Origin of the sequence: Nonomuraea montanisoli (assembly GCF_013363975.1) — a bacterium.
Taxonomy (GTDB): domain Bacteria; phylum Actinomycetota; class Actinomycetes; order Streptosporangiales; family Streptosporangiaceae; genus Nonomuraea; species Nonomuraea montanisoli.
In genome coordinates this window covers 1-25,993 of sequence record NZ_JABWGN010000010.1, presented here as the reverse complement: position 1 = coordinate 25,993, position 25,993 = coordinate 1, and the positions used below count along the sequence as shown (strand labels likewise).

Below are 25,993 nucleotides of genomic sequence, written 5' to 3'. Positions count from 1 at the left end.
CCATGTGGCGGGCCCTGTGGACGGTGAGCGCGCTGGAACTGCGCGCGCGGCTGCGCGACGGCACGGCGATCGTCATCGCCCTGATCGTCCCGGTGACGCTGGCGACCCTGTTCGGCCTCGCCCTGGGCGGCGACGACCCGCCGCTGAAGGCGACGGTCGGCTTCGTGGACCTCGACGGCGGCGAGTTCCCGGCCAGCGTCCGGCGCGAGGTGATGGCCGCCAAGGAGCTGAAGGGCTCCGTGACGCTGCGCGACCTGCCGAGCAGGGAGCAGGCGGGCCGGGAGCTGGAGTCGGGCGCCATCGGCTCGGCGATCGTCTTCCCGGCCGGGTTCAGCGCGAGCGTCGGCGCCGGCAAGGGCGGCGACGTGGCGGTCCTGAAGACGCCCGAGTCGCCGCTCGCGGGCGTGGTGGCGAGCGCCATCGTGGACCGCATCTCCGCCGTGGTCGACGCCCGCACCCTGGCCGTACGGGCCGTGCTGCGCGCGGGCGTGCCCGGCGACCAGGTCAAGGAGCTGGTGGAGCGCAACGGCGCGGCCGGCCCGGCGATCGGCCTGGCCGACGACCCGCTGGCCGGCGGCAAGATCGACCTGTCGGTCTACTACGGCTCCGGCATGGCGGCGCTGTTCGCGTTCTTCGTGGTGGGCGCCTCGTTCCGGGGGCTGCTGACCGAGCGGAAGCTCGGCACGCTCGACCGGATCCGCGCCGCCCCGGTCGCGGCCTGGGTGCCCGTCGCGGGCAAGGCCGCCGTCGGGTTCGCGCTGGCCGTCGCCGGGGCCCTGCTCAACTGGGGCGCCTCGGTGCTCATCTTCGGCTCCACCTGGGGCGACCCGGCGGCCGTGACCGTGGTGCTGGTCGCGCACGTGCTGGCCGCCGCCGCGATCACCATGCTGGTCACCAGCCGGGTCAGGACCGACGCCCAGGCCGACGGCGTGATCATGGTCGTGTCGTTCGTGGCGGCGTTCTTCGGCGGCAGCCTGGTGCCGGTCTACAACCTGCCCGGCCCGCTCCAGACGGTCGCACTGCTCACCCCGAACGGCTGGACGTCCAAGGCGCTGACCGAGCTGGCCGGCTCGGGCGCCGGGCTCGCGGCGGTGGCGCTGCCGGTGGGCGTCCTGTGCGCCATCGCGCTGACGGCGGGCGGCCTCGCCGTCCTCGGCTTCCGGAAGGGACTGCTGCTATGACGACCACCGGGCTGCGCCCGCGCCCCGTGCTCGCGCTCGTGGCCGCGAACCTGCGCCGCCACACCCGCGACCGCGTCGGCCTGTTCTTCATGGTCGTCATGCCGTTCGTCTCCATCGTCTTCGTCGGCATGGCGCTCGGCGGCGGCACGACGGGCTCCTCCCGGCTGCCGGTCGGCGTGGTCGCCGAGGGATCCGGCCCTGTGACCACCGCCCTGCTGGCCGAGCTGCGCCGCCACCCCGACCTGGAGGTCACGACGATGACCTCGGCCGCCGAGCTGCGCTCCGGCGTGCGGGAGGGCTCGCTCGCTGCGGGCCTGGTCATCCCGTCCGGCTCCACCCGGCTCGACCTCGTCGTCACCGAGACCAACGGCAGCGGCATGGCCGCGCGCAGCGCCATCGACGTCGCCGTGAGCAAGGTCGCGGCCGTCGAGGAGGCCACGCGCGCCGCCCGCACCGCGGGCGTCACCCCCGAGCAGGCCGCCCTGTACGTACGGCAGGCGCAGGCCGAGTCCGGCCGCGTCGCCGTGAAGGACACCTCCACCTCGGCCGGCGACCCGCGCGGCTTCGCCTACACCGCCCCCGCGAACCTGCTGCTGTTCACCTTCATCAACTCCATGGCCGTGGCCGCCGCGCTGGTCGAGAGCCGCCGGCTCGGCATGCTCCAGCGGGCGCTGACCGCCCCCGTCCGGCACCGGTCGGTGCTGCTCGGCGAGGCGCTGAGCCGCCTCCTCGTCGCCCTCGCCCAGGCCGCGCTCATCATGGCGGTCAGCGCGCTCGCTTTCGGCGTCCACTGGGGCGACCCGCTCGGGGTGGCGGCCGTCGTCGGGACGTTCGCGCTGGTCTCCACCGGGGCGGCGATCCTCGTCGGCACGCTGCTGCGCACCCCCGACCAGGCCCCGGCCATCGGGCCGCCGCTCGGCGTCGTGCTCGGCATGCTGGGCGGCTGCCTGTGGCCGCGCGAGTCGTCCGGCGACGTGCTCAACGCCGTCGGCCACCTGTTCCCGCACGCCTGGGGCATGGACGCGCTGCTGAAGCTGGCCGTGCCCGGCACGGGCATCGGCGCGGTGCTGCCGCAGCTCGGGGTGCTCGCCGCGATGGCCGCCCTGCTGCTGGGCGCCTCCCTGGTCCTGTTCGGCCGCCGCACCCGGGCCCTGGGGTGAGCGCCATGCGGATCCTCGTCACCGGCGCCGCCGGGTTCATCGGCTCGGCGTACGTCCGGAACCTGCTCGGCGGCGCCTACCCCGGCTGGGACGACGCCGAGGTGACCGTGCTCGACGCCCTCACCTACGCCGGCGACGTCGCCAACCTGGAGCCGGTGCTGCTCCACCGGCGGCTGACGTTCGTCCGGGGGGACATCGCCGACCCCGGCCTGGTGTCGCGGCTCATGCCCGGCCACGACCTCGTCGTCAACTTCGCGGCCGAGAGCCACGTGGACCGTTCGATCGCCGCCGCCGACCGGTTCGTGCGCACCAACGTGGCGGGCGTCGAGACGCTGCTGCGGGCCGCGCTCGACGCGGGCGTGCCCACGTTCGTCCAGGTCTCCACCGACGAGGTGTACGGCTCGATCGACGCCGGCTCCTGGGCCGAGGACAGCCCGCTCCGGCCGAACTCCCCGTACGCCGCCTCGAAGGCCGCCGGCGACCTCATGGCCCTCGCCCACGCCCGCACCCACGGCATGGACGTGCGCGTCACCCGCTGCGGCAACACCTACGGGCCCCGCCAGTACCCCGAGAAGATCATCCCGCTGTTCGTCACGAACCTGCTGGCCGGCCGGCCCGTCCCCCTGTACGGCGACGGCGGCAACGCACGCGAGTGGATCCACGTGGACGACCACTGCCGCGGCGTCCACCAGGTCGTCGAGAAGGGCGTGGCCGGCGAGGTGTACCACATCGGCGGCGGCACGGAGCTGACCAACCGCGAGCTGACCGCGATGCTGCTGCGCGCCTGCGGCGCCGGCCCCGACCTCGTCCGGCACGTCGCCGACCGGCCCGGGCACGACCGCCGCTACTCCCTGGACGACTCCAAGCTGCGCGGCCTCGGCTACCGCCCGCTGGTGCCCTTCGAGGAGGGGCTGGCCGAGACCGTCGCGTGGTACCGCACCAGACACGAGGGGGACACATGAAGGGCATCCTGCTGGCCGGCGGCCGGGGCACGCGCCTGCTGCCCACGACGCTGGCGGTCTCCAAGCAACTGCTGCCGGTCAACGACAAGCCGCTCATCTACTTCCCGCTCTCGGTGCTGATGCTGGCCGAGATCCGCGACATCCTGGTCGTCACCACGCCGGAGGACGTGCCGCAGATCCGCCGCCTGCTGGGCGACGGCTCCCGGCTCGGCCTGCGCATCACCTACACCGAGCAGCCGGAGCCGAACGGCATCGCCGAGGCGCTCGTGCTCGGCGCCGACCACATCGGCGACGACCCGGTGGCGCTCATCCTCGGCGACAACGTCTTCCACGGCTACTCCTTCCAGGAGATCCTGCGGCAGGAATGCCGTGACATCGACGGCTGCGTCCTGTTCGGCTACCCGGTGCGCGACCCCGAGAGGTACGGCATCGCCGAGACCGACGCGCGCGGCCGGCTGCTGTCCGTCGAGGAGAAGCCCGCGGCGCCCCGCTCCAACCGGGCGGTCGTCGGGTTCTACCTCTACGACAACGACGTCGTCGACATCGCCAAGAACCTCTCGCCGTCGGCGCGGGGCGAGCTGGAGATCACCGACGTCAACCGCGCCTATCTGGAGCGGGGCAAGGCCAAGCTGGTCGACCTCGGCCGCGGCTTCGCCTGGCTCGACGCGGGCACCCCGGAGGCGCTTCTCCAGGCCGGGCAGTACGTCCAGCTCCTGGAGCAGCGGCAGGGCGTGCGGATCGCGTGCCTGGAGGAGATCGCCCTCCGGATGGGCTACATCGACGCCGAGACCTGCCACCGGCTCGGCGTCGAACTGGAGAAATCGGCCTACGGCCAGTACGTGATCTCCGTGGCGGAGCAGTTCGCCGCCCGGTGACTCGTGAGCAAGGAGGCAAGTCCATGACCATGACGGCACTGTTCCCAGGACGTACGCCGGCCGGCGGCGACCATGTGACAGACGTGTACCGCTACGCCTCCCGCAAGGGCGCGATCGAGTCGGTCGAGGCGGCCGCCGAGGACCTCGGCCTGGCCGTGCGCGAGGTGAGCGCGGCGGTGGAGCACCTGGTGGAGAGCCGGCTGCTGCGGGTGGACGACAGCGCGGGCCTGCGGTTCGTACCCGTGGACCCGGAGCTGGCCGCCGCCTCGCTGGTGTCGTCCGTCGAGCGGGAGATCTACCACCGGCGCGAGCTGATCGACCAGATCCGGGAGCGGATCGGCACCTTCCAGCCCGACTACATCGCGGCGGAGGCGTCCACGGGCCCGCGCGCCGTGGACTACCTGGTGGGCTCCATGGAGGTGCGCGGCTTCCTGAAGACCGCCAGCGACGCCTGCCGCGACGAGGTGCTGGTGCTGCAGGCGAGCGGCGGCGTGACCGGCGACCTGTCGGAGACGTTCCTCGCCCTGCTGGCCAGGGGAGTGGTGGTGCGCATCATCTGCCAGCACCGCAACCGCGGCGACGTGTCCACCCGCATGCGGATGAAGCGGCTCACCGACGCCGGCGCGGTCGTCTACACGCTGAGCCACATCCCGCGCTCGGCGGTGGTGTTCGACCGCTCGCTGGTCGTCATGTTCGGCTCGGGCGGCGAGGAGGCGAACGTCGCGCGGGTCCGCGACCACGGCATCGCGCAGTTCTTCCTCGACCTGTTCAACCACCTGTGGGAGATGGCCACGCCCCTGGAGGGCATCGAGTTCGGCTACGCCGACGTGGCCGACGACCTCCAGCAGTCCATCGCCGCGCTGATGGCCAAGGGCTACACCGACGAGGTCGTGGCCAGGAAGCTCGGCATGTCGGTGCGGAGCTGCCGCCGGCACATCGCCACGCTGATGCGCGACCTGGACGCCACCAGCAGGTTCCAGGCGGGGGTGGCGGCGGCCAGGAGCTTCCTGCGCAACGCCGGCTGACCGCCACCCCCGCCCCCACGACGTCAGACGACCTGGTGGCCGCGCATCGCGACGGCCACCCCGGCCAGCCCCCGGGCGCGCTCGACGACCGTCTCCACGCCGGTCACCAGGTCCTCGAACGACATCCGCGGGTCCAGGCAGATCCGCACGGAGCTGTTGGCGTCCTCCGCGTCCACCCCGATGGCGGTCAGCACGTACGAGGGCTCCTGCGAGCCGGAGTTGCAGGCCGACCCGGTGGACAGCGCCACCGTGGTCAGGCTGGAGACCAGGCTCTCGCCGCGTACCCCCGGCAGGACGACGTTGAGCACGTGCGGCACGCCGCCCCGCGGGTCGCCGTTCAGGCGCACGCCCGGGATGCCGGCGGCGAGGATGTCCAGCGCCGTCGCGCGCAGCTCGCGCACCCGCCGCAGGTCCGCCTCGGCCCGCGCCAGCGCCAGCTCCGCCGCCTTGCCCAAGCCCACCACCAGGTGCGTCGGGACGGTGCCGCTGCGCAGCTCGTACTGCCCGCCGCCGAACATGACCGGCCGCAGCCGGTGCCGGATCTCCGGCCGCACGTACAGGGCGCCGACGCCCTTCGGGCCGCGCAGCTTGTGCGCCGACAGCGACAGCAGGTCGATCTCCGCCCCCCGCACGTCGATCGGCACCCGCCCGGCCGCCTGCGCCGCGTCCACGTGCAGCAGCGCGCCCACGTCGTGGCAGAGCGCGGCCATCGCGTGGACCGGCTGCACGGTGCCGATCTCGCTGTTCACCCAGGCGGCCGTGGCCACCCGCGTGTGCAGGTCGAGCAGCCCGTCGAGGTGGACCAGGTCCACCTGGCCGTCCCGGCCCACCCGCACCGTCCGCGCGTCCACGCCGCGCGCCGCGAGGGCGCGGCCGACCGCCAGCGACGACTTGTGGTCGGTCGGGCAGAACACCCCGTTGACCGGCGCCCTGTCCTCGTGGCCGAACGCGCCGAGCAGCGCGATGTTGTTGCTCTCGGTCGCGCCGGAGGTGAACAGCACCGCGTCCGGGTCGGCCCCGATCAGCCGAGCCACCGACTCGGCCGCCGCGTCCACGGCCCGGCGGGCCCGCTTGCCCAGCACGTGCGGCGACGACGGGTTGCCGAACTCCTCGCGCAGGTACGGCAGCATCGCGTCCAGCACCTCGTCGTCGACGCGGGTGGTGGCGCAGGCGTCCAGGTAGATGACCTTCATGGCGTCAGCTCCTGAGGGTGCTGACGGTGACGAGCTTGGCGTAGATGTCGTCGGTGGACATCTCGCCGCTGCCGCCCGGGTCGGCGATCACCACGCGCATGTCCGGCAGGCCGTACAGGTTGAGCGCGATGTCCACGCCGGTCTGGACCGGCATCAGGCACTCGCCCGGCGCGAAGATCAGCAGGTTGCGGTAGCCGGCCTTGTGCACCTCCGACACCATCTCGGTGATCTCGCCCGCGCAGCCGGTGATGCCGCAACTGATCAGCGTGCGGTAGTTGCCGTCGGCGTCCACGAACGCCACCTCGGCGTCGCGCCGCCCCGTGTCATCGCCGGAGTCGAGGTAGCGCTTCTCCAGCAGGCCCTGCTTGACGAAGCGGTCGGCGGCCTTCTGGAAGCGGTACTTCAGCCACGTCTCGGGGAACGCGAGCTGGTGCTTGCGGCTCGGCAGCACCAGCTCGGCCGGCAGGCCGTAGTCGCACAGCGCCTTCTCGTACGAGGTGGGCAGCGTGGTGAAGCCCTCGAAGAACTCGGCCCGCAGCTCGCCGGCCGGGCGGTCGTGGGCCGGCACGTACTGCCAGTCGTTGATCAGCAGGAGCAGCCGGCCGGAGACGCCCGCCTCGGCGTACTCACCGAGCAGGTCGAGCGACAGCTCCCACGTGTAGCCGGGGAAGATGCCGACGCGGCCGGCGACGCGGCGGCGCATGGTCTCGTCCTTCTGCTCCTCGACGACGCCCGGCACGAGCCGGCCGGTCGCCTCGTCCTCGAACAGCATGAAGTGGCCGCCCATGACGACCAGGTCGCCGAGGCCGGAGGCGGGCAGCTCGCGGGCGATCGCGTCGCGGAGCTCCTGCTCCGAGGCGACCAGCCGGTGGGTCTTGGTCACTCGGTCGGTGACGGCGTGGTTCATGATGGCTTCACTCCGAGTCGCATGAGATCTGATGGACGGTGGTGGTCCGCGAGCGGCCGGGTCGGGACGAGCCGGCCGGCGAGGACGCCCAGCGGGACCGGCCCGGCGAGCTGCCGGAGGGTCAGGCCCTCCCAGCCGCGCTCGCGGAGCTCGGCCAGCACCCGGGGGATGCGCAGGGCGCGGCCTCCGGCGATGGTGTAGCTGTCGGAGAGGTCGAGACGGGGCAGCCCGTTGACGAGCCGGACGGCGGCGGAGAGGGTCCGGGCGGCCTCCTCACCGACGCCGCCGTCCCACGCGGGCAGCGGACCGGTCATGGGGCGGCCGGTGCGTGCGGGGCGCGCGGGCGGGTCGGGCAGGGCGGCCAGCCGGGCCACGTCGCCGAGGCGCGGGCCGCCGCCCTCCGGGTCGGCGTCGCAGGCGAGGATCAGGGCCTCGTGGCCGCGCAGGAACGCCTCCACGGCCGCCGCGTCCATCACCGCCGAGGCCGCCTGGAGGGACACGGCGACCGCGTCGCGCCACTCGTCCACCCGCAGGTACGCCTCGGACCCGGCGTGCGCCCACGCCTCCGGGACCGGATGCCAGGTGAAGGCGGTCCGCCGGCCCCCGTAGTCCTTGGAGCGCTGCTTGATGAAGTTGACCTCCGGCCCGAGCCGCACCTCACGGCCGCGCCGCGACCCCTCGCGGGACACCAGCTCGACCACCTCGTCGTACGGCAGGTAGGAGTGCTCCTTGGCGCGCGCGAAGGCGGCGGCCACCCGGCCGAGCAGGTCGCCGAACGTGGGGTCGCCGGAGCAGTCCACGCGCGCCAGCGTCGGCGAGAACATGCAGGTCAGGACGTCCGGGTACGGGTGCGACTCGCGGTTGCTGACGAAGGACAGGTGGCTCACCGACTCCAGGCCGGTGTAGGCGGCGGTCAGCGCGGTGTGGGCGGCCAGGTGGACCAGCGACGGCCACACGCCGTGCCGGGCGGCGATCCGGCGGGTCGCGTCCAGCAGGGCGGGGGAGGTCAGCGACGCGTGCCGGGCCGGCGGCCCGCCCGGTCCGCCGGGGCCGCCCAGCCCGTCTGGCCCGTCCGGCCCGTTTTCTCGGCGGCGGGCGGCGTAGGGGTCCGTGGGCAGCGCGGCGACCTCCTCCTGCCAGTACGCGATCGACCGGGCGGCGACCACCGTCGCGTCGGCCGACGTCTCGTGGCGGGCCAGGTCGGACGGCTGGTGGCGCACCGGCATGACCGTGGCGGGGCGGCGGGCGGCCAGGGCGGCGCCCTGCGTGCGCAGCTCCCGCTTCAGCTCCCCGAGCGTCCACACGTCCACGGCCAGGTGGTTGAGCACCAGCACGACCCGCTTGGCCACGCCACCGGAGGTGATGACGGCCGCGCGGATCGGCCACTCGCCGGCCAGATCGAACGGCCGGGTGCTCAGGTCCTCGACCACCTCGGCGGGCGCGGGCGTGCCGTCCCGCTCCACGGTGACCTCACGCAGCTTCAGGGCGCCCGGCGGGTGGATCCGCTGCACAGGCCCGGTGCCGGGCTCGCCGGCGTCCAGGTGGTACGTGGTGCGCAGCGTCTCGTGCCGCCGTACCAGGTGGGTGAGCATCGCCTGGCAGTGGGCGGGCGTGACACCGGCCGGCACATCGAGGGTGAGGACGATGTGCGTCTCGTGCTGGTGTCCGGGCGGGAGCTGGTGGACGCGCAACCAGATGTAGCGCTGCCCCCAGCACAGGTTCGCGGTTTTCACAGCGGACAACTCGGCCTCCACCGCCGGCGATTGTCGGACTACCGAATAAATCGAGGATTGGCTTTTCCCGGGACCGTGACAAGCGGGCCGCGCTGGCAGCTTGGACGTGCGACAACCTGCCAGCGTGCTCTTTCCCGGCCGCCTTGACCGGGGCCGCGCCATTCCCGGAGTCTTTGTACGAATGGATTTTTCTGGCAGATTGGCGGATGACGATGTCTGAAATTCCGAGCCAGTTCCAGAGCCTTCTGCGCGCGCACCTGCCGTACGCGGACTCGGCGGAGCTGTCCGCGCGGGACGAGCTCGCCGGTCTCGGCCTCGACTCGATGGGCGTCGTGCGGCTGCTGGTCGACATCGAGAACGGCTACGCGGTCGAGCTGCCCGACGACCTCCTCGACGAGTCGACGTTCGCGACGGTCGGCTCGCTCTGGCAGGCGCTCGTCACGCTTCCGGCGTTCCCGCCGGTCCGATGAGGCCGCTCGAAGGGCGGGGGCCGGTCACCGGCCCCCGCCCTTCGCGTGTCATCAGGGGCCCGCACCCTTCGCGTGAGATCGGGGGCCCGCGCCCTTCGCGTGTGATCGGGGGCCGCGCTCTTCGCGTGTGATCGGGGGCCCGCCCGGCCCGCGGCGGGTGGGTCAGGTACGCAGCGTCGTGGCCAGCGCGCGGCGGTCCACCTTGCCGTTGGCGTTCAGCGGCAGCTCGCCCAGCACGCTCACCGAGCGCGGCACCATGTAGCCCGGCAGGACCTCCGCCACGCCCTTGACCAGCGCCACCGGGTCGAGGTCCGTGCCCGTGCAGGCCGCCTCCAGCTCCAGCTCGCCGTCCGCCCCGGGCAGCGCCAGCACGACCGCCTCGACCACGCCCGGCCTGGCGCGCAGGGCCGCCTCCACCTCGCCCAGCTCCACCCGGTGCCCCGACACCTTGACCTGCTGGTCCAGCCGTCCCAGGTGGACGAGGACGCCGTCGCGCCACGCGACCCGGTCGCCGGTGCGGTACCACAGGTCGTCCGGCATGACCCCGGCCGCCTCTGCGGGCACGGCCCGCTCGCCGTCGAAGGCGACGAAACGCCCCTCGTTGACCGCCGGGTCCGCGTACCCGGGGAAGCGCTGGACGCCGCGCAGGCACAGCTCGCCCTCCGCCGCCGGCCGCCCGTCCGCGTCCAGCACGGCGTGCCGCACCCCCGGGTACGGCAGGCCGATCGGCACGGTGCCGTTGGGCGTCCGCGGCCAGCGGGCCCGGTCCGCGGGCAGGCGGTACTCGGTGCAGGAGATGGTCAGCTCGGTCGGCCCGTACAGGTTCTCCAGCACGCTGCCCGGAGCGGCCGCCCGCCACGCGTCGGCCTGCCGCAGCGTCAGCGGCTCGCCGCAGAACAGGCTCCAGCGCAGCGACGGCATCGAGCCGGGGGCCAGCCGGCGCAGGCGCAGGGCGAGCGAGACCACCGACGGCACCGAGAACCAGTGCGTCAGCCGCTCCCTGGCCACGAACGCCACCGGTTTGAGCAGGTCGTACCGGCTCGGCACGACCAGCGTGGCCCCGCCGCCCCAGGTGGCGAACATGTCGAACACCGACAGGTCGAAGGTCAGGTCGAACGTCTGTGACGTCCGGTCGCCCGGGCCCAGCCCGTAGCGGGGGACGACGTGCGACAGATACGCGCTGACCGAGCGGTGACGCAGCGGGACGCCCTTGGGCGTGCCCGTCGAGCCCGAGGTGAACAGCACGTAGGCCAGGCCGTCCACCCCGTCCGGCGGCGTCAGCGGCTCCGCCCGGTCGCCGCCGAGGTCGTCCAGAGCGACGGCGAGCACCGGCGAGGGGAAGGGCGGCAGCGGCGCGCGGGCGGCGTCGGCCAGGACGACGTCCAGGCCGGCGGCCCCGGCGACGGCCAGGTTGCGCGCCTGCGGCATGGCGGGGTTGAGGGGGACCGCCGTGGCGCCGATCCGCTGGACGGCCAGGTAGCCGGCGTAGGCCAGGGTGTCGCGCGCCGCGTACAGGCCGACCCGCGCAGGCCGCCGGCCGGGGCAGGCCCCGAGGATCCGCGCGGCCAGGCGGGCGGCCAGGTCGTCCAGCTCGGCGTAGGTGTGGCGGGCGCCGCCCGCCTCCAGCGCCACCCGGTCGCCGAAGCGCGCCACGGAGCCGGCGAACCACTGGTGAAGGGTGCGTTCCACAGGTGTCTCCAAGCTTGGCCGTGTCTCCAGGTGGCCGTGGCGGTCACGAGGACGGGCCGGGGCCGTGGCGGTCACGAGGGCGGGTCGGGGAGGTCGCGGGGGAAGAGCGACGGCGGCAGGTCGCGGCCGGACCCCTCCCAGAGGTCGGCCAGGCGGCGGTCCGGGTCGGTGACCGCGAGCTGCGCGCCCAGCGCGAGCGTCCGCATGATGTCCGTCATCGCCTCGGCGGGCAGCACCTCGGGGTCCGCCAGCATGAGCACGCTGGTACGGCCGCCCTGCACCGCCACCCGCACCCGGAACGCCTGCCCGTACTGCTGCGCCAGCGGCGTCCAGGCCAGCTCCGCCGGGGTCTGGTCGGCCGGGTCCGAGGGCCGGCGGTCCACCTGGATGTAGTTGAACCAGGCCCGGAACAGGTGGTTGACCCAGCAGTCGTGCCCGGGGTCGGCCTCTGCCTCCGCCGAGGCGATCTCGGCGATCCGGTCGAAGTCGTAGCAGGAGTACCGGTACGCCCGCGCGCCCGCCCAGTGCAGCCGCCTGATGTGCTCGGCCAGCGTGGCGCCGGGATCGACGGCGGTGACGAACGGGATGAGCTGGTTCATCGTGCCCACGTTGTGCTGGTCCTCCTGGGCGAACCGGTTGGAGGACATCAGGCTCATCGTCACCCGGTCGGTGCCCAGGTGGCGGGCCAGCCCGGCGGCCACGAACGCCATCACCACGGCCGGCGCGGTGACCCCGTGCCGGCGCCCCGCCTCGGCCGCCAGCCCGCCGAGGCGCCGCGAGTGCAGCGTCAGCTCCAGCCGGTTGCGCTTCACCCGGGACGGCAGCGTGGGCAGCCCGTCCATCAGGCCCTGGGCCAGCACGTCCCGCCAGTAGCGCTCGGAGCTCTCCTGCCGGGGCCGCCAGGACTCCTCGCGCTGGCGCCGCGCCAGCTCGCGCGGCGTCAGACCCGTCGCGGCGGTGGCGCCGGGGTCGGCCACCAGCGCCTTGAACTGGTCCTGGAGGTGGTGGATCGACCACAGGTCGAGGATGAGGTGGGAGAAGGCCAGACTGATGTACAGCGGGGCGCCGCCGGAGCTCACCAGCCGGGCCCGCCAGTTCAGGTCGCCGCTCATCGCGAACGGCTCGGCCACCAGCTCCGCCTTCGTCTGCTCGTGCTCGCCCGGGTCGGTGACGACCCGGTCCACCAGCTCGACCGGCAGGCTCACCGCGTCGTGGATCACCTGAACCGGCCGGTCCCCGCGCGGGTGGTAGGTGGTCCGCAGCGCCTCGTGCCGGTCCACCAGCCGCCCGAGAGCCGTCGCGACCTGCTCGTTCGTCAGGCCGCGCAGGTCCCACGTCGTGGCCAGGTTGGCCTCGTGCAGCCAGTCCTCCGGATACCGCTCGATCTCCCGCCAGCTGAAGAGCTGGCCGTTGCTGAGAGGTGCCTCGACGGACATGTGGTCTCCTCCCGGCGGTTTTCTCCGTCCGTAATTCATTGCGTGCGCGAACGCCCGGGGTCAAGGCCGCGGGCGGTGGCCGGCGCTGGCCACTAATGGCGGCCACAAGGTGCCAGTCGGCGACCGTGTCCCCGAAATGGAGCGCCGCCTTAGTGTCTTATCGACAACTATGCGGGAGCCGCTGAACCAAATGCCGCGGAGCATTTCTCCGGGCCGTCCGAATAAACCGGCGGCGCCATTGCGAATGGCGCCCGAGGCTTGAGGTGGCGCATTGATGGCTGGTGAGTCGACACAGCGGGCGGGGACCGGCGGGCCGGACGCGATCGCCGTCGTCGGCATGGCGTGCCGGCTGCCGCGGGCCGCCGGTCCGGCGGAGTTCTGGCGGCTGCTGCGCGACGGCGTGGACGCGGTCACCGAGGCCCCCGAGGACCGCTGGCCCGGCTCGGCTCACCGGCGGGGCGGGTTCCTGTCGTCCGTGGACGGCTTCGACGCCGCGTTCTTCGGCATCTCCCCGAACGAGGCCGCCGCCATGGACCCGCACCAGCGCCTGGTCCTGGAGCTGGCCTGGGAGGCGCTGGAGAACGCCCGCGTCGTCCCGACCGGCCTGCGCGGCAGCGCCGCCGGCGTCTTCCTGGGCGCCATCTCGAACGACCACGCCGCCCTCCAGGCCCGGCTCGGCGCGGACGAGCGCGGCCGGCACGCGTACGTGGGCGCCAACCGCGCCATGATCGCCAACCGGGTGTCCTACTTCCTCGGCCTGCGCGGCCCCAGCCTCACCCTCGACACCGGTCAGTCGTCGTCGCTGGTCGCCGTGGAGATGGCCTGCGAGAGCCTGCGCCGCGGCGAGACCGCCCTCGCCCTGGCCGGCGGCGTCAACCTCAACCTGCTCGCCGACACCACCGACGCCATCGCCGGGCTCGGCGCGCTCTCGCCCGACGGCCGCTGCCACGTCCTCGACCGCCGCGCCAACGGCTACGTGCGGGGCGAGGGCGGCGGGCTGGTCGTGCTCAAGCGGCTGTCCGACGCGCTCGCCGACGGCGACGCCGTCCATGCCGTGATCCTCGGCGGCGCCGTCAACAACGACGGCGGCGGCGAGGGCCTGACCGTGCCCAGCCGGGACGCCCAGGAGGAGGTCATCCGCCTGGCCTGCGCGCGGGCCGGGGTGGACCCCGCCGAGGTGCGGTACGTCGAGCTGCACGGTACCGGCACCAAGGTGGGCGACGCCGTGGAGGCCGCCGCCCTCGGGGCCGCCTACGGGGCCTCCCGTCCGGCGGACGACCCGCTGCTGGTCGGCTCCGCCAAGACCAACATCGGCCACCTGGAGGGCGCGGCGGGGATCGCCGGGCTGCTCAAGGTGGTGCTCGCGCTCCGGCACCGCGCGGTGCCGGCCAGCCTGCACTTCGAGGCGCCGCCGCCGGAGATCCCCCTGCCGGAGCTGCGGCTGGAGGTCGTGGGCGCGCGGCGCGACTGGCCGGAGGACGGGCGGGCCGCGGTGGCGGGGGTCAGCTCGTTCGGCATGGGCGGCACCAACTGCCACCTTCTTCTTACGGAGGCGCCGGGGTCTTCCGATGTCGGACGGCCGTCCGCCTCCGTCTCGTCCATCACCGACCTGTGCGCGCCCACCGCCCCTGCCGGCCCCGACCCCTTCGGCGCCCCCCGGACACCTGACCGTGACAAGAGCGCGGCCGATGACGTGGAGGCGGGAGAGGCGGCGCCGTGGGTGGTGTCGGCGCGGGACCAGGCCGCCCTGCGCGAGCAGGCCCGCCGCCTCCTGCCCCTGGCCGAGGACGCGGCCGTCGCCCCGGGCGATGTCGCCATGAGCCTGGTACGCGGCAGGGCCGTCTTCGAGCGGCGCGCCGTCGTCCTCGGGTCCGACCGCGCCACGCGCCTGGCCGGGCTGCGCGCCCTGGCCGCCGGCCAGCCGCACGACGACGTCGTCGTCGGCACCGCCTCCCCGAGCTTCGGAACCAGCGCCTCCCCGAGCCTTGGAACGGGCGCCTCCCCGAGCCTCGGAGCGGACGTCTCCCCGAGTCTCACAACGGGCGCTACCCCGGACACCAGAATGGGCGCCTCCCCGGGCAACAGCGCGGTCGGCCGGGTGGGGTTCGTGTTCCCCGGGCAGGGCTCGCAGTGGGCCGGCATGGCCCGGGGGCTCCTCACCTCGTCCCCCGCCTTCGCCACCCGCCTGGCCGAATGTGCCGGGGCGCTGGCCCCCTTCACCGGCTACTCCCTCATGGACGTCCTCCAGGAGACCCCCGGCGCCCCTGGCCTGGACCGCGTGGACGTGGTGCAGCCCGCCCTGTGGGCCGTCATGGTGTCCCTGGCCGAGGTCTGGCGTTCCCACGGCGTGGAGCCCGGCCTGGTGATCGGCCATTCGCAGGGCGAGATCGCGGCGGCCACGGTCATCGGCGCCCTCAGCCTGGAGGACGGCGCCCGCGTCGTCGCCCTGCGTAGCCGCGCCATCGCCGGCATCACCGGCCACGGCGGCATGATGTCGGTCGCCGCGCCCCTGGACGTCGTGGAGGGGGCGATCGCCGAGGCGGCGGTCCCGGTGTCGGTGGCCGCCGTCAACGGCCCCCGCTCGGTGGTGGTCTCCGGACCGGGCGACGCCCTCGCGGTGCTCGCCGACCGGCTCTCCGAGCATCGCCCCAAGCTCGTCCCCGTCGACTACGCCTCCCACTCCGAGGAGGTCGAGGGCGTACGCGACGAGGTGCTCGCGGCCCTCGCCCCGGTACGGCCGGTGAGCGTCGCCACGACCTTCGTCTCCACGTTGACGGGCGAGCCGATGGACACGGCCGGGCTCGACGCCGGCTACTGGTACCGCAGCCTGCGCCACCAGGTGCGCTTCGCCCAGGCGGTGGAGGCGGCGCTGGAGGCCGGCTGCGAGCTGCTCGTGGAGTGCAGTCCGCACCCCGTGCTGGTGACCGGCGCCGAGGAGACGGCCGAGGCCGCCGGACGGGACGTGGCGGTCACCGGGACCCTGCGGCGCGGCGAGGGCGGGCCGGAACGGGTGCTGCGGTCGCTGGCGCAGGCGTACGCGCAGGGCGCCCCCGTGGACTGGTCGGGCCCGTGCGTCACGCCGGGCGCGCGGCCGATCGACCTGCCGACGTACCCGTTCCAGCGCAAGCCCTACGGCCCGTACACCGACCCCGGGCGCATCGCCCCCCGCACCCGAGCGGACCGCCCACGGCCGGACCGCACTCGAGCGGACCGCACCCGGGCGGACCGCACACAAGCCGACGGCGCCGACGTCGCGCCCGCGCCCTCCGGGGTGGCGGCGGCCGGTGGCATGAGCCGGGCCGAGGTGCGGGACCTGGTGCTGGGCGCCGCCGCCCGCGTGCTCGGCCACCGGGACGCCGCCGGGATCGAGGCGGGCAGGACGTTCAAGGACCTCGGGTTCGACTCGGTGGCGACCGTGGAGCTGCGCGACCGGCTGCGCGCCTCGACCGGGCTGAAGCTCCCGGCGGGCGTGCTGTTCGGCCACCCCACCCCGGAACGCCTCACCGACCACCTCCACACCCTCCTCGCGGCCGAAGGCACCGGACGCGCCCCGCTCACCGTCGAGAGCCCCGCCGACACCTCCGACGACGACCACCGCGAGCAGCACGACCACGACCACGACCACGATGACCGCTACCGCGACCACGACCACGACGACCACGACCGCGTCCACGGCGACGACGACCTGATCGCCGTCGTCGGGATGGGCTGCCGCTACCCCGGCGGCGTGGCCTCGCCCGACGACCTGTGGCGGCTGGTCAGCAGCGGCACCGACGCCATCGGCGACTTCCCCGCCAACCGCGGCTGGGACCTCGGCGCGCTGTTCGCCACCGGCCCCGACCGGTCCGGCACCAGCGACACCCGGCAGGGCGGCTTCGTGCACGACGCCGACCGGTTCGACGCCGCGTTCTTCGGCATCAGCCCCCGCGAGGCGCTGGCCATGGACCCGCAGCAGCGCCTGCTCCTGGAGATCTGCTGGGAGACCGTCGAACGCGCCGGGCTCGACCCGGCCGCGCTGCGCGGCTCGGCGACCGGCGTGTTCGTCGGCGCGATGGCCCCCGACTACGGCCCCCGCCTCGACCAGCCCGACAGCGCCGCCGAGGGCCACCTGCTGACCGGCACCGCGCTCAGCGTCGTCTCCGGCCGCATCTCGTACCTGCTGGGCCTGCGCGGCCCGGCCCTCACGACCGACACCGCCTGCTCCTCCTCCCTCGTCTCGATCGTCCTCGCGGTGCAGGCGCTGCGGCGCGGCGACTGCACGCTGGCGCTGGCCGGCGGGGCGACGGTGATGTCGCGGCCCGGCATGTTCGTGGAGTTCAGCAGGCAGGGCGGGCTGTCGCCGGACGGCCGATGCAAGGCGTTCTCGTCGGCCGCCGACGGCACCGGCTGGTCCGAGGGCGCGGGGATGGTGCTCCTGGAGCGGCTGTCCGACGCCCGCCGCCACGGACACCCGGTCCTCGCCGTGATCAGGGGCGGCGCGGTCAACCAGGACGGCGCGAGCAACGGCCTGACCGCACCGAACGGCCAGGCGCAGCAGGACGTCATCCGGCTCGCCCTGGCCGACGCCCGCCTCACCGCGGCCGACGTGGACGTGGTCGAGGCGCACGGCACGGGCACCAGGCTGGGCGACTCCATCGAGGCCGAGTCGCTGATCGCCGCGTACGGCTCGGCCCGCGAGCCCGCCGCGCCCGTCTGGCTCGGGTCGCTGAAGTCGAACATCGGCCACACCCAGGCCGCGGCCGGCGTCGGCGGCGTGATCAAGATGGTCAAGGCCCTGGAGCACCGGACGCTGCCGCGCACGCTGCACGTGGAGGAGCCGACCCCGCACGTCGACTGGGACGCTTCCGGCGTGCGGCTGCTGACCGAGCCCGTCGAGCTGACCGGTTCCGTCGAGCCGCCCGGCGAGGCGGCGGGGTCCGGCGCCGGGCCGGTACGGGCAGGGGTGTCCAGTTTCGGCATCAGTGGCACGAACGCGCACCTCATCCTGGAGAGCGCCCCTGACGCCGCCGCATCGGCCGAGAACCGGTCGCCCAAGGACCGGTCGGTCGAGAGCCGGTCGGTCGGGAGTCGGTCGGTCGGGAACCGGGCGGTCGAGGGCGGGCCGGTCGGAGACGGGGCGGAGGCGGGCGTGGCCGTCGTGGACGGGCCGTTCTCCGAGGACGGACAGGCGCCGGGTGAGGCGCTGGTGTGGGCGTTCTCGGCCAGGAGCGAGTCCGCGCTGCGCGCGCAGGCCGTACGGCTGCGCGATCACGCCACCCACGCCGATGAGGCGGAGCTGGGCGCGGCCGGGTGCGCGCTGGCCAGGCGGACCGGGTTCGCGCACCGCGCCGTGGTCGTCGCCCGCGACCGCGACGAGCTGGCCGCCGCCCTGGACGCGCTCGCCGCGGGCGCCCCGCACGCCGCGCTCACCACCGGCACGGCCCTCGACGATCCCCGGCCGGTGTTCGTCTTCCCCGGTCAGGGCTCCCAGTGGGCCGGCATGGCCGTGGACCTGCTCGACACCGACCCCCGCTTCCGTGACCGGCTGGAGCGCTGCGACCGGGCGCTCGCCCCGCACACCGGCTGGTCCGTCGTGGACGTGCTGCGCGGCGCGGACGGCGCGCCCCCGTTGGAGGGGACGGACGTCATCCAGCCCGTGCTGTTCGCCGTCATGGTGTCGCTGGCGGAGCTGTGGCGCTCGTACGGCGTGGCGCCGGCCGCCGTGCTCGGCCACTCCCAGGGCGAGATCACCGCGGCGTGCGTCGCCGGCGTGCTGTCCGTGGAGGACGCCGCCCGGATGGTCGTGCTGCGCAGCCGGGCGCTCGTCCGGCTCGGCGACCGCGGCGGCATGCTGGCCGTCTCCCTGCCCGCCGAGCGGGTCGCGGAGCTGCTGGAGCCGTGGAACGGCCGGCTGTGGCCCGCCGTGCACAGCGGCCCGGCCAGCTCGGTGGTCGGCGGCGACGCGGACGCGCTGGAGGAGTTCGCCGCCGCCGTTCCCGACGGCGTCCGGGCGCGCCGCGTCGCGATCGGCTACGCCGCCCACACCCCGCACATCGAGGAGCTGCGCGAGGAACTGCTGACCAAGCTCGCGGACGTGCGCCCCGGCCCCGCCGGGACGGCCTTCTGCTCCTCGTACGCGGGGGACTTCGTCGACCCGGCCACCCTGACCGCCGAGTACTGGTTCGCCGGCCTGCGCAACCCCGTGCTCTTCCGGCAGGCCGTCGAGACGGTCGCCGGTTCCGGCACGACCCTGTTCGTCGAGACCAGCCCGCACCCCACGCTGGTCGGCCACATCGAGGACACGCTGGCCGCGGCCGGCCTGCCCGGCGGCGCCACCGGCACCCTGCGGCGCGGCGACGGCGGCCGGGAGCGGCTGCTGAGGGCGCTCGGCCAGGCGTGGGTGCTCGGCGTGGCCCTCGACTGGACGGCCGCGCTCGGTCCCGCGCCCCGCCGCGACCTGGGCCTGCCCACGTACCCGTTCGAACGCCAGAGGTTCTGGCTCGACCCCGCCGCCGCGGGCTCCTCGGCGGCCTCCCGTCACCCGCTGCTGGACACGGCCGTGCCGCTGGCGGCCGACGACGGCTTCCTGCTGGCCGGACGGCTGTCGCGGGCCGCCGTCCCGTGGCTGGCCGACCACGCCGTGGACGGGGGCGTGCTGCTGCCGGGCACCGCGTTCGTGGAGCTGGCCCTGGAGGCCGCCGCCACGGCCGGGTGCGAGACGGTCGAGGACCTGACGCTGGAGGCCCCGCTGTACCTGCCGGAGGCGGGCGCGTTCCAGACGCAGGTCTCGGTGGGCGGCCCGGACGCCGGCGGGCGGCGCGCGCTGGCCGTCCACGCCCGCCCGGCCGACGACCCGGACGCCCCCTGGACCCGCCACGCCACCGGCCTCCTGGCCCCGTCCGGCGCCGGCGACCCGGCCGCCGCCAACGGCTCGGCTTCCGTCAACGGCTCGGCTTCCGCGAACGGCTCGGCTGCCGCCGGTGGTCCGGCCGGTCCTTCCGCCGCGTCCGCGCCGCTCACGGTCTGGCCGCCCGAGGCCGAGCCGGTGGACCTCGACGACCTGTACGGCCGGCTGGCCGAGCGCGGCTACGACTACGGGCCCGCGTTCCAGGGGCTGCGCGCCGCCTGGCGGAGCGATCGCGTCGCGTACGTCGAGGTGGAGCTGCCCGAGCACGTGGCCGACGGCGCGGACCGCTACACGCTGCACCCCGCGCTCCTCGACGCCGCCCTGCACCTGGTGGTGCTGGAACGCGCGGACGACCCGGCGACCGTGCTGCTGCCGTTCGCCTGGGACGGGATCCGCGCGAGCGCCGGGGGAGCGGGCGCGCTGCGCGTGCGCATCACCGACGGCGACGGCGACACGATCGCCCTGGCCGCGTACGACGGGGACGGGCGGCCGGTCGCGGAGGCTCGCGGGCTGACGCTGCGCCGGGTGCCGCGCACCGGCGACGCCGCCCGTGCCGGCATCGGCGCCGCCTCCTACGTCCTCGACTGGAGCCCCGCGCAGCCCGCCCCGGCGGACCCGGCCGGGCAGCGGTGGGCCGTGGTCGGCTTCGACGAGCTGGCCGACGAGATCGACGCCGAGCTGGCGGCGGCCGGGATCGGCGCGCCCCGCTACTACGACCTCGCCTCCGTGGCCGACATGAGCACGGGGGAGATCCCCGGACTCGTGCTCGCCCCCTGCCGCGGGGACGCCGCCGACCTGCCGTACTCCGCGCACGACACCCTGCACCAGGTGCTCGACCTCGTGCAGGGCTGGCTCGGCGACGAGCGGTACGCGGGGTCGCGGCTGGTGTTCGTCACCCGGCCCGGCGACCCGACGGGGGCCGCGGTGTGGGGGCTCGTGCGGTCGGCGCAGTCGGAGCACCCGGGACGGTTCGCGCTCGCCGAGCTGCCGGAGGGCTTCACCGGGTGGGAGACGCTGGCGGGCGGCATCGCGGCGGGGGAGACCCAGCTCGCGGCCGGGCAGGACGGCGGGCTGCTGGCCCCCCGCCTGGTCCGCAGCGGCCACGGGGTGGCTCAGGGCGCAGGCGTGGCTCGCGGCGCAGGCCCGGCGGCCGAGGAGGAGGGCTCCGCACACGAGGCGGACAGCACGCGTGGCGCGGGAGCGGGTGACGGCGTAGCCCACACGTTGGCCGCGGGCAGCGTGCTGGTGACCGGGGGCACCGGCGGGCTGGGCGCGCTCGTGGCGCGGCGGCTGGTGGAGCGGCACGGCGTGCGCGAGCTGGTCCTCGCCTCCCGTCGCGGCCCCGACGCCCCGGACGCCGGCGCGCTGGCCGAAGAGCTGACCGCCATCGGGGCGAGCGTCCGGGTCGTGGCCTGCGACGTGTCCGACCACCGCGCGCTGGCCGCCCTGCTGGAGGGGATCCCGTCCCTGAGCGGCGTGGTCCACACCGCCGGGGTGCTGGAGGACGCGGTCGTGGAGGGCCTGTCGGCGCAGCGCCTGGACGCGGCCCTGGCGCCCAAGGCGGACGCCGCCTGGCACCTGCACGAGCTGACCCGCGACCGGCCGCTGTCGGCGTTCGTGCTGTTCTCGTCCGTCGCGGGCCTGCTCGGCAACCCCGGCCAGGGCAACTACGCCGCCGCCAACGCCTTCCTCGACGCGCTCGCCCTGCACCGCCGTGACCTCGGCCTGCCGGCCGTGTCCATCGCCTGGGGCCTCTGGGACAAAGGCGGCATGGCGGGCGCTCTCGGCGGCGCCGACGTGGCCCGCCTGGCCCGGGGCGGCATCGCGCCGCTGACCGTGGACGAGGGCCTCGACCTGTTCGACGCCGCGCTGGAAGGCGCCGAGCCGCTGGTCGTGGCGGCCCGCTGGGACCGCGCCGGGCTGCGCGACCGGGCCGAGGCGGGCGACCTGCCGCCCGTGCTGCGCGGGCTGGTGCGGACGCCCCGGCGTACCGTCCGGAACGGCCCGGCCGCGCGACCGGGCACGCCCGCACAGGGGCCCGGGCTCGCCGAGCGCCTGGCCGCCCTGGCCGAGCCGGAGGCCCGCGCCCACCTCACCGCGCTGGTGCGCTCGCACGTCGCGACCGTCCTCGCGCACAGCAGCCCCGAGCAGGTGGACGTGGAGCGCGCGTTCAACGAGCTGGGCTTCGACTCGCTGACCGCCGTGGACCTGCGCAACCGGCTCAACGCCGAGACCGGGCTGCGGCTCCCGGCGACCCTCGTCTTCGACCATCCGACCGTCACCGCGCTGGCCGGTTACCTCTACCGAACCCTCGCGCCCGACACCCCGTCGCCCGAGGACGCCCTCCGGACGGCGGTGGACCAGGCCGAGTCGGTGCTGCTGGCCGCCAACGGCGGCGCGGACGCGCTGCGCGGCCAGCTCGTCGCCATCCTGCAGAGCGCGCTCGGCCGCCTCGGAGCCGTTCCGGCCGCCGCGCCCGCCGCCACGCCGAGCCGGCCGGGCGGTGCCGCCGAGGAGATCGTCTCCGCCTCCGACGAGGAGATCTTCGCCTTGATCGACAACCGGGCCATGACGGCCCCCCTGAAGCCCGTGGTGGAAAGGCCTGGCCATGGCGAGTGAGGACAAGCTCCGCGCGTACCTGAAGCGAGTCACCGTCGAGCTGGCGGAGACCCGCCGGCGGCTGGCGGAGGACGTGGGCCGCCGGCACGAGCCGGTGGCGATCGTCGGCATGGCCTGCCGGTATCCCGGCGGCGTGACCGGCCCCGACGACCTGTGGGACCTGGTCGCCTCCGGCCGCGACGCGATCAGCGAGTTCCCGGCGGACCGCGGCTGGGACACCGACCTGTACGACCCGGACCCGGACGCGGCCGGCAAGTCGTACACGCGGCACGGCGGCTTCCTGGAGGGGGCGGCCGACTTCGACGCCGCGTTCTTCGGGATGAGCCCGCGCGCCGCGCTCGGCACCGACCCGCAGCACCGGCTGTTCCTGGAGTCGTGCTGGGAGGCGCTGGAGCACGCCGGGATCGACCCGACGACGCTGCGCGGCTCCCGCACCGGCGTGTACGCGGGCAACATGTACAACGACTACTCCTCCCGCTTCGTCCACGGCTCGATCCCCGCCTCGGTCGAGGGCACGCTGCTGTCCTCCAGCACGCCGAGCGTCATGTCGGGCCGCGTCTCGTACACCCTGGGCCTGGAGGGGCCGTCGCTGACCGTCGACACGGCCTGCTCGTCCTCGCTGGTGACCCTGCACCTGGCCGTGCGCGCGCTGCGGCAGGAGGAGTGCGCGCTGGCGCTGGCGGGCGGCGTCACGCTGCTGGTGTCGCCGGACGCGTTCGTGGAGTTCTGCCGCCAGGGCGCGCTGTCGCCGGACGGGCGGTGCAAGTCGTTCTCCTCGGCCGCCGACGGGGCGGCCTGGTCGGAGGGCGTCGGGGTGCTCGTCCTGGAGCGGCTGTCCGACGCCCGCCGCAACGGGCACCGCGTGCTCGCGCTCATCCGGGGCTCGGCGATCAACCAGGACGGCGCGAGCAACGGCATGACCGCCCCCAGCGGGCCGGCGCAGGAGCGGGTCATCGAGCAGGCGCTGGCGGACGCGCGGCTCGGCGCGGACGAGGTGGACGTCGTGGAGGCGCACGGCACGGGCACCAAGCTGGGCGACCCGATCGAGGCGCAGGCCCTGCTCGCCACGTACGGCCGGGCGCACGACGGCGACCGGCCGCTCTGGCTGGGATCCGTCAAGTCGAACATCGGCCACACCCAGGCTGCGGCCGGCGTCGCCGGGGTGATCAAGATGGTCAAGGCGCTCGAACACGACGCGCTGCCGCCCACCCTGCACGTCCAGGAGCCCACGCCGCACGCCGACTGGGACTCCGGCGGCATCCGGCTCCTCACCGCGGGCCGCGCGTGGCCGCGCGGCGAGCGTCCGCGCCGCGCGGCCGTCTCCAGCTTCGGCATCAGCGGCACGAACGCGCACGCCATCATCGAGGAGTACGTCCCCGAGCCGGCCGCCGCCTCGACCACCGAGCCCGCCCCAGCCTCCGAGCCCGACCCCGCCTCCGAGCCGGCCCTCGCCGCCGAGCCCGCGTCCGCTTCCGGGACGCCGCTCGCGTGGGTGGTCAGCGCGCACAGCGCCGCCGCCCTGCGCGGTCAGGCCGCCCGCCTGCACGCCCATCTCACGAGCTCCCGCGGCCCGGCCCGTCCCGGCGAGGACGGGGCCCCGGGCGCACCGGCCGCCCCCGACCCGGCGGACGTGGCGCACTCCCTCGCCACCACCCGCGCCCGCTTCCCGCACCGCGCCGTCGTCCTCGGCCGCGACGCCGGCGACCTGACCGCCGCCCTCGGCGCGTACGCCCGCCAGGAGCCCGCCCCCGCGGTGATCGAGGGCGTCGCACCGGAGCACGCCCGCGCCGCCTTCCTGTTCACCGGCCAGGGCGGCCAGCGGCCCGGCATGGGCAGGGAGCTGGCCGAGACCTCACCGGTGTTCGCCGCGGCCCTGGAGGAGGCGTGGGCGGCGCTCGACCCGTACCTCGACCGGCCGCTGCGCGAGGTGATGTGGGCGGCGCCCGGCACCTCCGAGGCCGCGCTGCTCGACGAGACCGCCTACACCCAGCCCGCGCTGTTCGCCTTCGAGGTGGCCGCGTTCCGGCTGCTGGAGTCGCTGGGCCTCGCGCCCTCGGCGGTCGCGGGGCACTCGGTCGGCGAGTTCGCCGCCGCCCACGCCGCGGGCCTGTGGTCGCTGGCCGACGCCGCCCGCCTGATCGCGGCCCGCGGCCGGCTGATGCAGCAGCTCACCACGCCCGGCGCGATGGTCGCCGTGGCGGCGGGCGAGGAGGAGGTCCGGCCCTCCCTCGCCGGGCTGGAGCACCTGGTCTCGGTGGCGGCCGTCAACGGGCCCGGCAGCGTGGTCCTGTCGGGCGACGCCGACGCCTGCCTCGCCGTGGCCGGCCGCTGGCGGGAGCTCGGTCGCCGCACCCGCCGCCTGCCCGTCAGCCACGCCTTCCACTCGCCGCTCATGGAACCGGTGCTCGACGCGTTCGCCGCGGAGCTGGCGGCCGTGCGGTTCGGCGAGCCGCGCCTGGCCTACGCCACCGGGCTCACCGGACTGGCCGACACCCGCTGGACCTCGCCCGGCTACTGGCTGGAGCAGATCCGGCTGCCCGTGATGTTCCAGAACCTGGTGGAGAGGCTGGAGGGCGAGGGGATCGGCGTCCTCGTCGAGGTCGGGCCGAAGGCGGTGCTGTCCGGCATGGCGCACGACTGCGTCACCCGCGACGACGCCGTGATCGTGCCGCTGCACCGGCGGGACGCGCCGGAGCCGGACGCCCTCGCCGCCTGCCTGGCCGGGGTCTGGGTCGCCGGACTGCCGGTCGACTGGCCCGCGCTGTTCCGTCGCGGCACCCGTACGGACCTGCCCACGTACGCCTTCGACAAGCGGCGCTACTGGTTGAGCCCGCCGGCCCGCGCCGCCGCCCTGTCCGAGGCGCTGCCCTCGGCGGGCCTGGCCGAGGCCGGGCACCCGCTGCTGGGCGCGGTGGTGGACCTGGCGGAGGAGGGACCGACCGTGCTCACCGGCCGGCTGTCCGTGGCCGCCGCGCCGTGGCTGGCCGACCACCGGGTGGCCGGGACGGTCGTCCTGCCCGGGGCCGCCATGGCAGACATGGTCCTGGAGGCCGGCGCGCGGACCGGCTGCGAGCTGGTCGAGGAGCTGATGTTCGAGGCGCCGCTGGTGCTGCCCGAGCGCGGCGGGGTCACGGTGCAGGTGGTCGTCGAGCGCCCCGACGCCTCCGGCTCCCGGCCGGTGCGGCTCCACTCCCGGTCGGCCGACGACCCCGAGGCGGGCTGGACCCGGCACCTGTCCGGCACGATCGGCGTCGCCGCCGCCGTGCCCGACCCCGCCTCGTGGGCGGCCGCGTGGCCGCCTGCCGGTGCGGTGCCGGTGGAGGTTGAGGGTGGTTATGAGCGGTTGGCGGAGCGGGGTTACGAGTACGGTCCGGCGTTCCAGGGGTTGCGGGGGTTGTGGCGGCGCGGGGACGAGTTGTTCGCCGAGGTGACGGCGCCGGAGGGCGTCGAGGTCGCGGGGTACGGGATCCATCCGGCGCTGTTCGACGCGATGTTCCATCCGCTGGTGGTGGCGGCGCCGGAGGGCGAGCTGCGGCTGCCGTTCGAGCTGCGCGGCGCGCGCCTGCACGCGGCCGGCGCCACGGACCTGCGGGTGCGGGTGCGGGCGATCGGCTCGGACGGGTGCGAGGTCGAGGCGGCCGACGTGTCGGCGCGGCCGGTGTTCTCGCTCGGCTCCCTGCGCGTGCGGCCCGTGCCGTTGAGCGCGCTGGCGGGGCCGTCCGCCGTCTCGGTGTCGTACGGGGTGGAGTGGGTGGAGGTCGCGGCCGGTGGCGTCGCGGGTGTGGGGGCGCCGTCGGTGGTGTGGTGCGTGTCAGAGGAGTCGGACGTGCCGTCGTCGGTGCGGGTGTTGACGGGCC

The 25,993-nt window shown here is 75.3% G+C and carries 13 protein-coding genes; 8 read left to right on the top strand and 5 right to left on the bottom strand.

The window, feature by feature from the left end:
• Window positions 1–2: 2 nt before the first annotated feature.
• From HTZ77_RS25510 to HTZ77_RS25490, 5 genes are read left to right on the top strand one after another with little or no spacing between them, the layout of a single operon-like run.
• Window positions 3–1,181, top strand: coding sequence for an ABC transporter permease (locus HTZ77_RS25510; protein ID WP_175592228.1), 1,179 nt, complete (start codon window positions 3–5; stop codon window positions 1,179–1,181).
• Window positions 1,178–2,341 carry an ABC transporter permease gene (locus HTZ77_RS25505; protein WP_175592227.1) on the top strand — a complete coding sequence of 388 codons (1,164 nt, stop codon included), beginning with the start codon at window positions 1,178–1,180 and terminating at the stop codon, window positions 2,339–2,341. Before HTZ77_RS25510 ends, HTZ77_RS25505 begins: the two co-directional genes overlap by 4 nt.
• A 5-nt stretch (window positions 2,342–2,346) precedes the next feature.
• Window positions 2,347–3,303, top strand: a complete 957-nt coding sequence (rfbB, locus tag HTZ77_RS25500; protein WP_175592226.1) for a dTDP-glucose 4,6-dehydratase — start codon at window positions 2,347–2,349, stop codon at window positions 3,301–3,303.
• A complete protein-coding gene (rfbA, locus tag HTZ77_RS25495) occupies window positions 3,300–4,178 on the top strand; it encodes a glucose-1-phosphate thymidylyltransferase RfbA (RefSeq protein WP_175592225.1) in 879 nt (292 codons plus the stop codon). Before rfbB ends, rfbA begins: the two co-directional genes overlap by 4 nt.
• 23 nt (window positions 4,179–4,201) lie before the next feature.
• Window positions 4,202–5,203: a hypothetical protein gene (locus tag HTZ77_RS25490; protein WP_175592224.1), complete on the top strand. Its 1,002-nt coding sequence runs from the start codon at window positions 4,202–4,204 to the stop codon at window positions 5,201–5,203.
• A 23-nt stretch (window positions 5,204–5,226) separates the two neighbouring features.
• Here the strand turns inward: HTZ77_RS25490 and HTZ77_RS25485 are convergent, their stop codons facing one another.
• The 3 genes from HTZ77_RS25485 to HTZ77_RS25475 are packed head-to-tail and all read right to left on the bottom strand — an operon-like array spanning window position 5,227 to window position 9,036.
• Window positions 5,227–6,396: a cysteine desulfurase family protein gene (locus HTZ77_RS25485; RefSeq protein WP_175592223.1), complete on the bottom strand. Its 1,170-nt coding sequence runs from the start codon at window positions 6,394–6,396 to the stop codon at window positions 5,227–5,229.
• Between the two features lie 4 nt (window positions 6,397–6,400).
• Window positions 6,401–7,303 (bottom strand): LPD16 domain-containing protein, encoded by a 903-nt coding sequence (locus HTZ77_RS25480; RefSeq protein ID WP_175592222.1) that lies wholly within the window; start codon window positions 7,301–7,303, stop codon window positions 6,401–6,403.
• Entirely contained in the window at window positions 7,300–9,036 is a 1,737-nt protein-coding gene (locus tag HTZ77_RS25475; protein ID WP_328808789.1) for a condensation domain-containing protein, read from the bottom strand. The genes HTZ77_RS25480 and HTZ77_RS25475 overlap by 4 nt, the downstream gene beginning before the upstream one ends.
• Before the next feature lie 212 nt (window positions 9,037–9,248).
• Between HTZ77_RS25475 and HTZ77_RS25470 the strand changes: the two genes are divergently transcribed.
• Window positions 9,249–9,506: a phosphopantetheine-binding protein gene (locus HTZ77_RS25470; protein ID WP_205303496.1), complete on the top strand. Its 258-nt coding sequence runs from the start codon at window positions 9,249–9,251 to the stop codon at window positions 9,504–9,506.
• A gap of 162 nt (window positions 9,507–9,668) precedes the next feature.
• Here HTZ77_RS25470 and HTZ77_RS25465 read toward each other — a convergent pair whose 3' ends face one another.
• Window positions 9,669–11,195, bottom strand: a complete 1,527-nt coding sequence (locus tag HTZ77_RS25465; RefSeq protein WP_175592219.1) for an amino acid adenylation domain-containing protein — start codon at window positions 11,193–11,195, stop codon at window positions 9,669–9,671.
• Window positions 11,196–11,266: 71 nt separating this feature from the next.
• Window positions 11,267–12,631, bottom strand: a complete 1,365-nt coding sequence (locus HTZ77_RS25460) for a condensation domain-containing protein (RefSeq protein ID WP_175592218.1) — start codon at window positions 12,629–12,631, stop codon at window positions 11,267–11,269.
• A 274-nt stretch (window positions 12,632–12,905) separates the two neighbouring features.
• Here HTZ77_RS25460 and HTZ77_RS46595 point away from each other — a divergent pair, with 274 nt between their 5' ends.
• Together HTZ77_RS46595 and HTZ77_RS25430 are read left to right on the top strand one after the other, a co-directional pair.
• Window positions 12,906–22,136: a type I polyketide synthase gene (locus HTZ77_RS46595; RefSeq protein WP_235995163.1), complete on the top strand. Its 9,231-nt coding sequence runs from the start codon at window positions 12,906–12,908 to the stop codon at window positions 22,134–22,136.
• On the top strand, window positions 22,126–25,993 hold a 3,868-nt coding region (locus HTZ77_RS25430; protein ID WP_175592217.1), incomplete at its 3' end, for a type I polyketide synthase. The genes HTZ77_RS46595 and HTZ77_RS25430, both read left to right, overlap by 11 nt.